Origin of the sequence: Asticcacaulis sp. AC460, from assembly GCF_000495795.1 — a bacterium.
Lineage (GTDB): Bacteria > Pseudomonadota > Alphaproteobacteria > Caulobacterales > Caulobacteraceae > Asticcacaulis.
Map to the genome: position 1 here is coordinate 45,619 of NZ_AWGD01000031.1, position 13,719 is coordinate 59,337.

The following is a 13,719-nucleotide window of genomic DNA, read 5'->3' on the forward strand; positions in this document are numbered from 1 at the left end:
CGCTGCAATTGTCTAAATTTTGTCCAAATCGGACAAATGAGACAATTGGCCACAACAATAAGCCACCGGTCAGGCATCAGAAACTGACAAACGCCGGCTGCTGACAACGCACAATATGTGGGACCAACACCCCGATTAAAAATCTGCCCCCAAAAGGGCAGCGGAGGAAGGAATATAGGATGAAAGATCTCGCGGCCAATTCACGTGCACCCGCGGCCCGTCGCCTGCACATCTTAACGACGGCGTCCGTTCTTGCCATGGTGGCTTTCTCATCTCAGGCCTGGGCGCAGACGCAAGGCACGACGGCGGACGCCCCGCCGGCAGCCGAGGATGCTGTTGTCGTCAAGGGCTTCCGCAAGGCCTTGCAAAACGCGCAGTCCATCAAACGTAACAAGGATACGTTTGTTGATGTGATTACGGCCGAGGATATAGGTGCCCTGCCCGACCGGTCCGTTGCCGAATCGCTGCAGCGCGTGCCCGGCGTCAATATTTCCCGCTTTGAAAAGCGTGAAGATCCGGACCGCTTCTCGGTGGAAGGCACCGGGGTGATTATTCGCGGCCTGCCTTATGTGCGCTCCGAACTCAATGGACGCGATATCTTCTCGGCCAACGGCGGTCGCGAACTTTCGTTCAATGACGTGTCCTCGGAGTTGCTGGGGCGTGTCGAGGTGTTCAAGAACAACACCGCCGACATGATCGACGGCGGCATCTCCGGCACGGTCAACCTCGTGACGCGCAAGCCTCTCGACAAAAAAGGCCTGCGTATAGCCGGCACCGTGGAAGCCAACTATGGCGACATGGCCAAAAAATGGGCTCCGGGTTATTCGTTCCTCGTCTCCAACACCTTCTCGACCGACAGTGGCACATTCGGACTTCAGATGGCCTATGCCAGCTCCGAACTGGTCACCAAGACGGATGCGTCCCAGATCACCGACCCGTGCTACCGCGAAGCCTCGCTGGCGACGGGCTGTATCCGCGTACGCCCCGTGGGATCGGGTGGCTTCTCGGGCGGCACCGGCTATAACGCCTCGAATTTCCCGCCGGCGAACTCTGTTTTCGTCCCCAAGGGCGCCGGCGTGCGCACGACGGACCTGACGCGTAGTCGTGACGCCATTTCGCTGGTCGGCCAGTGGGAGAGCAACGACAAGACGTTCCTGGCCACGCTCGAATACCTCAAGGCCGAGACTGAACACACGCTGGAAGAATACTCCATTCTGGCCCTGGTGAATGATGACGCCCTGTTCCCGATCCTGGCTCCGGGCACCACGGCGACCTATGAGGGCAATCAGTTTGTCAAAGGCCGCCTGACCCAGGCCGGCTTTGGCATTCCCACGGAAATGCTGCGCTTCCAGCAGGAAGTCGCCGCCGACACCGAAGACCTGTCGCTGGCCATCAAATACAACCCGACCGACCGGATAGCGCTGAACTTCGAAGCTCAGCATATCAAGTCCGACCGCCGCGATACCGGCTTCATTTCGGCGATGCAGACCTATACAGACATCGACATCGACAATACCGGCGACACGCCGGTCGTCCAATTCCTCCAGCCCAATACCGGCACCTCGTCGGCCAGCTACTTCAACGACCCTTCCAAAACCCTGTTCTGGTTTCTGCTGGACAGTCAGACCAAAAATGAAGGCGAGTTGAAGAGTGTTAGGCTGGACGGCAAATATGCGTTCGATGACACGGGCTTCTTCAAGAACGTCCGCTTCGGCGCCCGCTGGAGCAATCGTAACCGCATAACGCGCAATTCGAACTTCTCGAACTGGGGTAACCTCGGGGCGCCGTGGACGGGACGTGGCGGAAACTGGAACTGCGGGGATTACCAGGCGTTCGGCTGCGGCGGCGCCTATGTCAAGGATTTCGCGAATTCCGCCAATGTGCGCAACCCGTTCGGTGACGACTTCCAGCGCGGCAATGTACCCATCCCTCTGGGCAACGGATCGGCCTTCTTCTTTGGCGGCGACGACACCGTGCGTGAATATCTCAGCGGTTTGACCCAGCAGCAGGCGGCGGCCATCACGGCCTATACCCTGTCGCCGAACGCATGGTTCCCGATCTCTGCCCGGGGCAACGTTGTCCCCGGCGGCGTCTGGACGCCGGGTGAAATTTCCGACGTCGGCGAAATCACCAATTCCCTCTATGCGCGCACCGATTTCGGCTTTGATCTTTCCGATTCCGTCAGCCTCAGCGGCAATTTCGGCGTTCGTTATGTCAGCACCCGGATCAGGAGCGGCGGCGAGATCGGGTTCCCGACCGGCGAGTTCTTTGACAATGTGAGCTCCGGCGGCAATGGCGATGGCACCGTCAGCCTGGCCGAGGTGCAGAACGCGTGCGCCAATGTCGTCCCCGGACAGGTGGCCCCCGGCTATTGCAGCCTTTCCGCGACCAGACTGGCAGAGTTTGCCAGTGCCTATACCGGTGAGGTGCTGGATGACAGCGCCGACATAACCTTCGATCACGTCCTGCCCAGTTTCAATGCCAAGCTCGACTTCGGCAACGGCATGCTGGTGCGCGCGGCGGCCTCGAAGAGCATATCCCGTCCGGACCTGTCTGCCTTTGCAACGGGCGGCAGTGTCTTCGACAACACCAACGCGCTGCGTGCCGGCGGCACTTTGGAAACCGGTCCGATGTTCGCCATCAATACAGGTAACCGCCTGTTGCTGCCGATCGAGTCGTGGAACTACGACCTGTCATACGAATGGTATTTCGCCCAGGTCGGCTCGTTCTCGGCTTCCGCCTTCATGAAGAAGATCGAAGGCATTGTGAACGGCGGCGCCAATGTGCGCAACTTCAGTTCGCCCCAGGGTGTGTCAACCGATGTCCTGGTGAACGGCGCCGTCAACAGCGATGGCGGCACGCTGACCGGCTTCGAGGTCTCGTACATTCAGACCTATGACTTCCTGCCGGGCTTCCTCAGTGGCCTGGGTTCGCAGTTTTCGTACACCTATGTCGATGCCGGCGACTTCGACAATTCAAGGCTCGGCCCGGAGCAAAGCCCGTTTGCCGGCGGACTGCCTCTGGCCGGGGTTTCCAAGCACACGTTGAACGCCGTCGGGTTCTATGAAAAAGGTCCGCTTGCGGTCCGCCTGGCGTACAACTGGCGCTCGGACTTCCTGCAAACCCCCAGAGACGTGATCTTCCCCTTCTCCCCGATCTATGTCGAAAGCACGGGGCAGTTGGACGGGTCGCTGTTCTACAGTTACTCGCCGCGGATCAAGTTCGGCGTTCAGGGCGTCAACCTCCTGGACGAAGTGACCCAGACCAGCCAGGTCATCGACTTCAGTGGAACGCGCGTAACCCGGTCCGCCTTCCGCAACGACCGTCGCTTCACCTTCATGGTGCGTTTCGATTACTAAGTAAGAGCCTGACGCAAAGCACGCTTACACGGTACCACCGTGTAAGCGTGCGACGCATGTAAACGTAAAATCAGGGCGGCTGCGTTCTCACTCGGCGTTTCCGCTCGCTCTAACGCGGCACCATGACGATGTCGGTCGCAAAATATACGTCGTCGCGGTTCCTTGTCCCGCCAATCAGGACAACACCTGGAATGTTGAAACTGACCCGCATTCCGTCAATGAGCGGGAATTCCGGAATGGGAAGGATGGTCGCCTTGCCATCCGACGAAATCCGGTAAAGCCCGTCCATACCCAGCGCCAATAAACTGTCGTCGCCGGCAATAAGGCCGTAGAAGGGAATCGTACTGTAGGCCTCGTCCTCAGGAAGGGCGCGGTTGGCATAGCGTTCGCCGAATTGCCGGGCGTAATGAGAATCGATCACCTCGCCGCAGACGGTAACGATTCGGCCATGGGAACTGTTCAAATGGCTAAGGCCGACGGCCACCGCCACGCATTGCGGCTTCCATGGTACGATGGCGATTGCGTTGACCGGATCACACTCGCCGTTAAGCGGCCCATCGCAGAGATCACCCGATTTGTTTTTTTCGATTTTTCGGACTTGGCCGTCGCTGCGGCGGATGGCCTGCAAACCACCGCCCCACTCGCCCATGTCATAGCCGACATAGATGTCGTCAGCCGTGCCCAAGAAGGTGTGACGACCGCCGGAAAACTTTGCCTGAAGCGCCACCTTGCGCACACCGGCATCATCAATCGTGATCAGGTCCTTTTCAGTCACGACGACAATATCGTCGCCGACGCACAACAGGGCCACCTCCTCTTTGCCCACCTCCGGCAAAGTCGCCTGGGCGGTCCAGCCGTCCGCGTCGCGTTTATGAATACGCAAGGCGTCAGGTGAATCAGAGGCAAGCGCCAAGGCAACCGGATGTCCGTCCTGGCGGCAGAGGCTGATGACCGGCGCTCCCAGATACTCCCTGCGAGCCTGAGCCTCTCCCTCCGCCAGACTGACGACCTCTCCGCCGTGAACCGTCCAAAGGCGGCCGTCGGCGAAAACCGCCTCATCCGCCCACGCCAGCGCCGGCCCAAACGCCAGCGTGGCCATAACCGAAATTCGTAAGAACCACCGCATCATCATCCCCCCAAGGCGGTGAGCCTAACATCGTAGCAGCGGCACCACAACCTCCAGACTTGCCCGCCCCGCCCGCCTCCTTTAAGTAACGGATATCAAGGGGGAAACCACAGTGATTATCGGTATCGACCTGGGCACCACCAACTCCGCCGCCGCCGTGTTTCGCGACGGCAAGGCCGAGCTTATTCCCAATAGCCTGGGCCACAATCTGACGCCTTCGGCGGTCGGTATCGACGATAATGGCGAGGTCCTGGTCGGACTTGCGGCTCGTGAACGCCAATCGACCCATCCGCATCTGACCGCTACCGCTTTCAAACGCTTCATGGGCGCCAAGCGCGAAACGCGGCCGGGCAAGAAGCTGTTCTCGCCCGAGGAGCTGTCGGCCCTGGTCCTGGCGTCGCTGAAGCGCGATGCCGAAGCGTATCTCGGCGAAAAGGTGACCGAGGCGGTCATCACCGTACCCGCTTATTTCAACGACAAGCAGCGCAAGGCCACGCGTCGCGCCGGCGAACTGGCCGGACTGAAGGTCGAGCGCCTGCTCAACGAACCCACAGCCGCCGCTCTGGCCTACGGCATCCACCTGCTGGACGACGAATCGCAGTTCCTGGTCTTCGACCTGGGCGGCGGGACCTTCGACGTCTCGATCCTGGAGATCTTCGAAGGCGTCATCGAGGTGCGCGCCTCGACCGGCGACGCCCGGCTGGGCGGTGAGGATTTCAACGACCTGCTGGTCAATGACATGCGCCGGCGTTTCCGCGACGATTGGAAGCTGAAGACCGGCGAAGAGGATGCCCTGCGCGAAAAGCTGCGTGTGGCGGCGGAACGGGCCCGCCGCGCCCTCACCGGCGCCAGTGAGGCCACCATGGACGTCGTCTGGCGCGACACGCCGTTCAGCCACGCCGTCAGCACCGAGAGCTTCGAAGCCCTGGCGGCGCCGCTGATCGAGCGGCTGCGCGATCCCGTCCTACGGTCGTTGCGCGACAGCCAGATCAATGCCGCCGCGCTGAAGGAGATCGTCCTGGTCGGCGGCGCCACCCGCATGCCGGTGGTGCGCCGCGCCGTGACCAAGATGTTCGGCCGCTTTCCCTCCCAGGCGGTCCATCCCGACGAGGCCGTGGCCCTGGGTGCCGCGGTCCAGGCCGGATTGAAGGCGCGCGACGCCGCGCTGAAAGAGGTGGCGGTCACCGATGTCTGCCCGTTCAGCCTGGGGGTGGCGACCGGCGAACGCGACGCTTCGGGCAATATCCGATCGGGCCTGTTCTCGCCGATCATCGAACGTAACACCACCGTCCCGGTCAGCCGGATCGAGGTCCTGTCGACGCTTCAGGACGGCCAATCCGAAATCGAAGTCGAGATATACCAGGGCGAATCGCGCTTCGTCGTCGACAATGTCGCCCTGGGCAAGCTGCGCGTGCCGATCCCGCGCCGCCCGGTCGGCGAAATCTTCATCGAGGTCCGTTTCACCTACGATATCAACGGGCTTCTGGAGGTTGACGTCCATGTGCCGGCTACGGGTGAGCGGCGGCAACTGGTCGTGGTCGATGAGGACGGCCCCTCCGGCGCCGACCTGGAGAAGCAGCGCAAGGCCCTGGAGGCGCTCAAGGTGCATCCGCGTGACGCCGACGCCAACCGCGCCGTCATGGCAAGGGCTAACCGCGCGTTCGAGAACCATCTCGGCGATATGCGCGACCATATCGCCCGGCTGATCAGCGATTTTGAATCGGTTCTGGATAGCCAGGATCCGCGCCTGGTGGAGCGGGCCCGGTCAGAACTCAGCAGCCATCTCGATTCGCTGGAAGGCGAGACCTGGTTGTGACCGGCTCGGTCTGGGACACGTTAGGCATCGAGCGTACGCGCGACTTAAAGGAAATCAAGCGCGCCTATGCCCGCCGGCTGAAGGACACCAATCCGGAAGATGATCCGGAGGGCTTCAAGATCCTGCGCACCGCCTATGAAAGCGCTCTGGCCGGGGTCGACGATCACGGCGATGCCGTCTTTGTCTTTCCGACGGTGAAAAAACCGGAAAAGGTCCAGGCACCAGTACCGGTCGCGTCTGAGGACGGCGCGGCGGAACCGCCGCCGCCCGATCCGCGCCAAATCCACGCCGGCCTGCAGGCACGGCTGGAAAACCTGTTGCGCAAGCGCCAGGTCGATCCCGACGTGGTTTTGGCGGCTTTCAAGGACGTTCTGGCCTCGCCCGCCATGGATCTGGTCGATGTCCATGGCGCCACCGAGGAATGGCTGGCCTGGCTGATCGCCAACCGGTCGCCGCGGTCGGACGTGCTGATCGCCCCGGCCCGTGAGCGTTTCGGCTGGGGTGGTCGCAGCCTGCGGCAACGCGACCATCACCCGGTCCAGCGCATCCTGGCCCGGCAGAGGGACCTGGCGTTTTTGGGCGAAATCCGCAAGCGCGGCGCTGAACACAATGCCGCCTACGAGGTCCTGACGACCCCGCCGAGGCCTGTCACGGCCTTGGGCCGGTTGCTGGGACTGGCACCGACGCACGAGATTACCGAATTGCTGGACGTCATACGGCGCGAACATCCGACCCTGATTTCCGATCTCAACAGTGAAACCGTAGCGCACTGGGACGATTACCACAGCCGCCCGCGCCTGGGCACTTGGGGCCTGCGGTCTGCCGCAGCGACACCGCCGTGCCTGTTGGGGCTCGTGCTTGGCTATTGGCTGCTGCCGCGGGAGTGGGCGGCGCTGAGCGTCCTACTGATCATCCCGCCGGCCTTTGCCATGGCCTCACTGATCAGCGTGTACGGCTTCCAATTGCCGCAACGGCTATGGCAGCGGGCCTATGTTTACGGCGCACCGGCCTGGCAGCGCTACGGCTGGGGCCCGAGCGTTATCGCGCTGCTGGTGGCGGGAGCAATCGCACCAGCCTCCCCGCTCACGGCCCTGGCTGTGGGCGCCGGGTCGCTGATCGTCGCCAGCTGGGCCAGCGCGACCGGCCTGGCCGACCGCAGCGAGGGCCGGATGCCATGGCAGATTCGGGTCGTGTTCAGTGAAATGTACCTCATCGCCTGGTGGCTGGTTACGGCGTTCAACCTGACCAACCTGTGGTCCTTCCTGCAGATGTCGGCGGTCATGGTCGCCGCCACCGTGGTCAGCGCCTGGGGCCAGAGACCGTTGTTCGACCAGTGGTTGTCGTGGCCCGGATGGGGCCGGCTGCTGTATGGTGCCTGCGTGCTGGCAGCCGTCGGGGGTGCGGCCTTCGTGCTCTACGGCGCCGCCTGGAACCCGGATACTGCCTGGTGGCCCGGCGTGGTCGCGGCCGTCGCCGCGCCCGTCCTGATGCACCGTCCGCTGACGCCCCTGCTGGGACAATGGTCCTTCCGCCTGAAGTGGTACAGCATGATGGGGCTGTTCTGGGTCGGGCTGCACGGCGGCGGCAGTCATGTCGTCGTCGCCGGCGCGGCACTGCTCCTGTTCTGGGCGGCGGCGCATACCGTTATCGCGACTCTGCGCGGTACATTTTCGCGGGGCTAATGCGGTCATTGTGCACCTGCAAATAGGGTGCTAGCGTTCGTGGCGCTTGTTACAGGAGCTCCCCATGAAAACCAGCCTGATCGCCCTCGCTGCCGCGCTTTTATTCGCCGCACCGGCTGTTGCCGCCGATAAATCCGGTGACGGCTGGCCGGCTTTCCGAGACCTGTACAAGGAACTGGTCGAGACCAATACCCAGCATTCCGACGGTTCGTGCACCCTGGCTACCGAACGCATGGCGGCGCGCCTGAAGGCGGCGGGTTATTCCGATGCCGACCTGCACCTGTATGCCCCGGCCGACGCGCCCAAGGACGGGCTGCTGGTGGCCACACTGCAAGGGACCGACACCAAGGCCAACGGTATCCTGCTGATCGCCCATATCGACGTGGTCGAGGCCAAGCGTTCTGACTGGCAGCGCGATCCCTATAGCCTGATCGAGGAGGACGGCTATTTCTACGGCCGCGGCACCACCGACGACAAGGCCCAGGCGGCCATCTTCGTCGACACCCTGATCCGCTACAAGCAGGAGGGCTACAAGCCGAAGAAGTCAATCAAGGTGGCACTGACCTGCGGCGAAGAGACCGAGGGCGTGTTCAACGGCGCCCGTTACCTCTCCACCGAACGCAAGGACTGGATCGACGCCGACTTCGCCATCAATGAAGGCGCCAGCGGTGAACTGGATGCCCAAGGCAAGCGCGTGGCGATGAATATCGAGGCGGCGCAGAAGGTCTATCAGGACTTCACCCTGACGGCGACCAACAAGGGCGGCCACAGCTCGCGCCCGCGGCCGGACAACGCCATCTACGCCATGGCCGATGCGCTGAAAAAGGTGCAGGCCTATAGCTTTCCGGTGATGCTGAACGACGCCAACCGCGCCTATTTCACCCGCACCGCCAAGCTGCGCGGCGGCGAGATCGGCGCGGCCATGACGGCGATCGTCGCCAATCCGAACGATGCCGCGGCGGCCGCGACGTTGAGCCAGGACGCCAGCCTGAACGCCACCCTGCGCACGACCTGTGTCGCCACGCTGATCAACGGCGGTCATGCGCCGAATGCCCTGCCCGGGACGGTGACGACCAATGTCAATTGCCGCATCTTCCCGGGCGTACCCGTGGAGACCGTCCAGGCCGCCCTGGTCGCCGCGATCAACGATCCTGCCATCAAGGTCGAGACTGACGGCCACCGCAGCCCGGCCACGCCGACGCCGAAAATGCCGCCGGAGATTCTGGGGCCGATCGAAAAGGTCAGCGCTGAGATTTATGGTCCTGTCCCCGTGATCCCGGTCATGACCTTGGGTGCCACCGACAGCATCCATACTTCGGCCGCGGGCATTCCCAGCTACGGTTTCCGCGGCATGTTCGTCGATCCCGACGGCGGCAATGCCCATGGCCTGAACGAGCGCATCCAGGTTCAGTCGGTCGTCGATGGCCGGCGGCTGTTCTACAAGCTGATCAAGATCTATGCCGGTGGCAAGTGAGTTAAGGCTTCGTCTGCACGAAGCGATTTCGGAGATTGGTGAAGCCGCCTGGGACGCCCTGCGCCCGGACGGCAATCCGTTCACATCCTACGCCTATCTCGAAGCGCTGGAACGCAGCGGCAGCGTTGGCCCGGGCACCGGCTGGCAGCCGGCGCATCTGTCGCTGTCGGATGAGGATGGCGTGCGCGGGGTCATGCCGCAGTACGTCAAGTCGCATTCCATGGGCGAATATGTCTTCGACCAGTCTTGGGCGCGGGCCTATGAACAGGCCGGCGGGGCCTACTACCCGAAGCTTTGGGCGGGCGTTCCGTTCACGCCGGTGACGGGTCCGCGGCTGTTGTCGCCGGATTCCGCCGTGCGGGCGGCTTTGGCCGACGCGGCGATGTCGGTGTGTAACCGCAACCAACTGTCGTCGCTGCACGTCACCTTTCCGACGGCCGAGGAATGGGAGATGCTGGGGGACCAGCGGTTCCTGCTGCGTCAGGACCAGCAGTTCTGGTTCGACAATCCGGGGTATGGGTCGTTCGACGATTTCCTGGGCGCGCTGTCGGCCAACCGGCGCAAGGTCATCCGCCGCGAACGCCGCGACGTCCAGGCGGCGGTGAATGTCCGCTGGATTACGGGTGCCGATATTACGGGGCGTCACCTCGACCAGCTTTATGCGTTTATCGCCGACACCTACGAACGCAAATGGGGCACAGGAACGCCTTATCTGACAAAGGATTTTTTCCAGATCGTGGCGGAGGCGATGCGCGACCGGATGCTGCTGGTCTTCGCCTATGATGGCGAAACACCGGTAGCGGGCGCGGTCAACTTCATCGGCGACGGGGTGTTGTATGGCCGGCAATGGGGCTGTCACGTTGACCTCCCCTTCCTGCATTTCGAGGTCTGCTATTACCAGGCGATCGACTTCGCCATCGCGCAGGGTTTGAAACGCGTGGAGGCTGGTACCCAGGGCGAACACAAGCTGTCGCGGGGGTATCTACCGAATCCGGTCTATTCGGCGCACTATATCCGCGATGCCCGGCTGCGCGCGCCGGTCGCCGCCTATCTCGACCAAGAACGCCAGGCGGTGCTGGAGCATATGGCCGTTCTGGGGGACGAAGCGTCGCCGTTCAAAAAGGCGCCGTGACGTGGTAGGATGGGGCATGGCCCGCTACACCACCTATTCCGCCTTCTTCGATTTTTACCTGAGCGAACACAGCCGGCCGCTGACCCGCGCCTTGCACTATATGGGTTCGGCGTGCGGGATCGCCGCTTTGATCGCCGTGGCGTGGACCGGAAATCCGGTGTGGATTCTGGCGGGATTCGTGGCGGGATATGGCTTTGCCTGGGTCGGGCATTTCTTCGTCGAACACAACAAACCGGCGACGTTCAAATATCCGCTGTGGTCGTTCATGGGCGACTACCACATGTTCTTCCTGTGGCTGACTGGGCAACTGGCCAAGCGGCGAGCCCGGGCCGGCCTTTAACGCAGGGCGCTGAACCAGGTTTCCAGGCTGACCGCGTGAGCCTTCATCCCGTTGCGGCGTTGTTCGGCTTCGGCGTCGTGGCCCCAGATCGCCGCCTGGAAGGTTTCGCCCACAGTCGAAGCGGAAAAAGCCGCCTCCCCCGTCAGGTGGCCGTCCCACAACGCCAAGGCCAGTATAACCGATCCCAGCAGCGGCGTCGCGCTCATCAGCCCCGCCTGTTCATACGGCGTCATGCCACGGACAAAAGCCTGAAGGCGTTCAAGGGTTTGCGCCGGCTGCGGTTGGTGGATCAGGGTCAGGTTCTGGTGGAATTCCAGGCCGAGGTCATGGCCGACCCAGTGCAGGACCGGGTCCCAGGCCTCGTGTTCGCGTTCCGTCAGGCTGGCGGGATATTCCGACGGGTAGCAGATCAGGTCGGTATCGGCGTAGCGCAGGACTTCGGTGACGATCTCGTCCTGCATGTCAGGCATGCGGTCGATTGCGGCAAAACCCAAGCGAGTCAAAGGCATGGCGTCGTAGTCGACGTGTTCGCCGACAGCGGACCATTCGGCGGAAACGGCTTGCGCCAGCGCGCGATTGGGCAGGATCAGGGGCGCGCCCGACGGCGTTTTGACGGCGCGGCCGTCCAGGGCGATGCCGAAGTCGTCGGTGACGGTGACGTCTTTCCAGAAGCGTTTCGGGCGGTGGCCAAGCTGGTCGGCGCGTTTGGCGGGTTTATCGGAAGGCATTCAGGGCAGTCTCTAATTCATTGAAATCATGGACGATATGGTCGGCCAGGTCCAGTTCCTCCACGGTGTGGAAGCCCCAGGAGACGCCGATGGCGTGGACCCTGGCTTCGCGCGCCATGCGCATATCGTGGCCGGTATCGCCGATCATCACCGCCTGGTGCGGGTCCAGGCCCAGGGCCTTGAGATTGGCCTGCAGCATATGGGGATGGGGCTTGGACGGGCCGTCGTCGGCGCAGAAGGTGGTGTCGAACAGGTCGTGCCAGGCGTACGAGTCCAGGCAGCGGTTGACGCCGCGGCGCGACTGGCCGGTCGCCATGCCGAGGCACCAGCCGTCGCTTTTGAGGCGACGCAGGAGGTCGTCGGCGCCGTCATATAACACTTCGCAAAAACTGGATGTGTTGTGCATTGTGACGAAACTGTGTTGAAACGCGGTGAGGTAGGCGCGGTGCGTCGCTTCGTCGTGATCCGGTAACATTTGCACGATTGCCTCGAACAGCGAGATGCCGACGATCGAGCGGACGGCGTCGTAGGTCGGCGGCGTAATGCCGGTCGCTTCGGCGGCTTCGGTGGCGGCGCGGAAAATGCTCGACCGGCTATCGACCAAAGTACCGTCGACATCGAATACGGCCAGTTTCATCGTTTACTCTTTTTGACTTTCACAAACGGGTCGGGTTCGGCGTCGTAGGGCTCGAAGCCGAAACGGTCGAAGCCGGCCTTGATGACCGGATCGAGCGGTGCTTCGACGATCAGGGTGCCCTGGGTCGGGTGCGGCAGTTCGATACGCCGGTGGTGCAGTTGCAGGCCGAGCCCTTCCGACAGGCTGCGGCTTTCGTCATTGCCGTATTTCGGGTCGCCCAGGATGCTGTGGCCGATGGCCTGCATGTGGGCGCGGAGCTGGTGGGTGCGGCCGGTGTGCGGGCGCAGGCCCATCCAGGCGACGCGCGGGCCGGCGCGGCCGATGGTGACGTATTCGGTCTCGGCCGGCTCGGCGCCGGGCTCCTTGGGGTCGGCCGGCTGGACGATCTCGCGGTCGTGGAAGCCCTTCTTGATCAGCGGGGTGTCGATATAACCTTCTTCCGGCTTGGGGTTGCCGACGACCAAGGCCCAGTAGGTCTTGTGTGCCCGGCGTTTGGCGAAGGCGCCGGCCAGGCGGGCAGCGGCCGACGGGCTCTTGCCCAGCAGCAGGACGCCAGAGGTGTCTCGGTCGAGACGGTGGACCAGGCGCGGGCGTTCCAGCCCCTCGCCCCAGGCCGACAAAAGCCGGTCGACGTGGTTCTTGGTCTTGGTGCCGCCCTGGACCGCCAGGCCCGACGGCTTGTTGATGGCGATGACGTCCTCGTCTTCGTAGAGGACGAGCGAGCGGGCATAGCGGACTTCCTGCGGCGACAGCTCGGCGCGTTCGCGCTTCTGCTGGTCCTGGTCCGGCACGGCCGGCAAGGGCGGGACACGGACGGTCTGGCCGGTGGCCAGGCGGGTGTCGGCCTTGACCCGGCCGCCATCGACGCGGACCTGGCCCGAGCGCAGCAGCTTGTTCAGCTGGACGTGGTTGATGTGCGGCCAGCGGCGCTTGAAGAAGCGGTCGACACGGATGCCGTCTTCGCCTTCGGCGACGTACAGGGTTTTGACTTCATTACTCATGCGATTACCTTGCGTACAATCATCATGCCTATCGCCACCGCGGCCACCGACAGCACCACCGAAAAACCGGCATAGGCCGCCGCCTGGACATAGTCGCGGCGTTCCAGCATCTGCACCGTCTCGAGCGAGAACGACGAGAAGGTGGTGAAGCCGCCCAGGACACCGACGCCCAGCAGCAGGCGCAGGCGTTCGGCCTCGCCTTTCAGCGGGCCGATCAGCAAGGCCATCAGGATTCCCATCAGCAGGCCGCCAACGACATTGGCCATGAAGGTTCCGATCGGCCAGGGCCCGTTCAACCACCGGCTAAGGCCATAACGTGCCAAGGAGCCCAGGGCGCCGCCAATCATGACAAGCACAACATTGATCATGGGCGCGTCATACCCCTCTTGGCCTGCGGTTGATAGTCCTCTAGACTCGAAAAATA

General features: G+C 63.0%; 11 protein-coding genes. 6 read left to right on the forward strand and 5 right to left on the reverse strand.

Annotated features, from left to right (window positions below; translation table 11 throughout):
• Nucleotides 1-179: 179 nt before the first annotated feature.
• Nucleotides 180-3,359 (forward strand): TonB-dependent receptor, encoded by a 3,180-nt coding sequence (locus ABAC460_RS40580; protein WP_023454514.1) that lies wholly within the window; start codon nt 180-182, stop codon nt 3,357-3,359.
• Nucleotides 3,360-3,468: 109 nt separating this feature from the next.
• Here ABAC460_RS40580 and ABAC460_RS40585 read toward each other — a convergent pair whose 3' ends face one another.
• A complete protein-coding gene (locus tag ABAC460_RS40585) occupies nt 3,469-4,458 on the reverse strand; it encodes a hypothetical protein (RefSeq protein ID WP_023454515.1) in 990 nt (329 codons plus the stop codon).
• A 139-nt stretch (nt 4,459-4,597) separates the two neighbouring features.
• On the opposite strand from ABAC460_RS40585, the gene ABAC460_RS40590 reads away from it, so the two are divergent.
• The 5 genes from ABAC460_RS40590 to ABAC460_RS40610 all read left to right on the forward strand — a co-directional run bounded on the left by ABAC460_RS40590 (nt 4,598) and on the right by ABAC460_RS40610 (nt 10,929).
• Entirely contained in the window at nt 4,598-6,301 is a 1,704-nt protein-coding gene (locus ABAC460_RS40590) for an Hsp70 family protein (RefSeq protein WP_023454516.1), read from the forward strand.
• Complete coding sequence (locus ABAC460_RS48480) at nt 6,298-7,983, forward strand: J domain-containing protein (protein ID WP_023454517.1); 1,686 nt, start codon at nt 6,298-6,300, stop codon at nt 7,981-7,983. The genes ABAC460_RS40590 and ABAC460_RS48480 overlap by 4 nt, the downstream gene beginning before the upstream one ends.
• Nucleotides 7,984-8,047: 64 nt before the next feature.
• Nucleotides 8,048-9,457: a M20/M25/M40 family metallo-hydrolase gene (locus ABAC460_RS40600; protein ID WP_023454518.1), complete on the forward strand. Its 1,410-nt coding sequence runs from the start codon at nt 8,048-8,050 to the stop codon at nt 9,455-9,457.
• The gene (locus ABAC460_RS40605; RefSeq protein WP_023454519.1) at nt 9,441-10,589 is read left to right on the forward strand and encodes a GNAT family N-acetyltransferase; all 1,149 of its coding nucleotides are present in this window, start codon (nt 9,441-9,443) and stop codon (nt 10,587-10,589) included. Before ABAC460_RS40600 ends, ABAC460_RS40605 begins: the two co-directional genes overlap by 17 nt.
• 16 nt (nt 10,590-10,605) lie before the next feature.
• Complete coding sequence (locus tag ABAC460_RS40610) at nt 10,606-10,929, forward strand: DUF962 domain-containing protein (RefSeq protein ID WP_023454520.1); 324 nt, start codon at nt 10,606-10,608, stop codon at nt 10,927-10,929.
• Here the strand turns inward: ABAC460_RS40610 and ABAC460_RS40615 are convergent.
• Genes ABAC460_RS40615 through crcB form a run of 4 tightly spaced genes read right to left on the reverse strand, consistent with a single transcriptional unit; the run spans nt 10,926 to nt 13,663 of the window.
• On the reverse strand, nt 10,926-11,657 hold the full coding sequence (locus ABAC460_RS40615) for an ATP12 family chaperone protein (protein ID WP_023454521.1): 732 nt from the start codon (nt 11,655-11,657) through the stop codon (nt 10,926-10,928). The two genes, ABAC460_RS40610 and ABAC460_RS40615, sit on opposite strands and share 4 nt — an antisense overlap.
• Nucleotides 11,644-12,294 (reverse strand): HAD-IA family hydrolase, encoded by a 651-nt coding sequence (locus ABAC460_RS40620; RefSeq protein ID WP_023454522.1) that lies wholly within the window; start codon nt 12,292-12,294, stop codon nt 11,644-11,646. Before ABAC460_RS40620 ends, ABAC460_RS40615 begins: the two co-directional genes overlap by 14 nt.
• Nucleotides 12,291-13,295, reverse strand: coding sequence for an RluA family pseudouridine synthase (locus tag ABAC460_RS40625; protein WP_023454523.1), 1,005 nt, complete (start codon nt 13,293-13,295; stop codon nt 12,291-12,293). The genes ABAC460_RS40620 and ABAC460_RS40625 overlap by 4 nt, the downstream gene beginning before the upstream one ends.
• Nucleotides 13,292-13,663: a fluoride efflux transporter CrcB gene (gene crcB / locus ABAC460_RS40630; RefSeq protein WP_023454524.1), complete on the reverse strand. Its 372-nt coding sequence runs from the start codon at nt 13,661-13,663 to the stop codon at nt 13,292-13,294. Before crcB ends, ABAC460_RS40625 begins: the two co-directional genes overlap by 4 nt.
• Nucleotides 13,664-13,719: the final 56 nt, after the last annotated feature.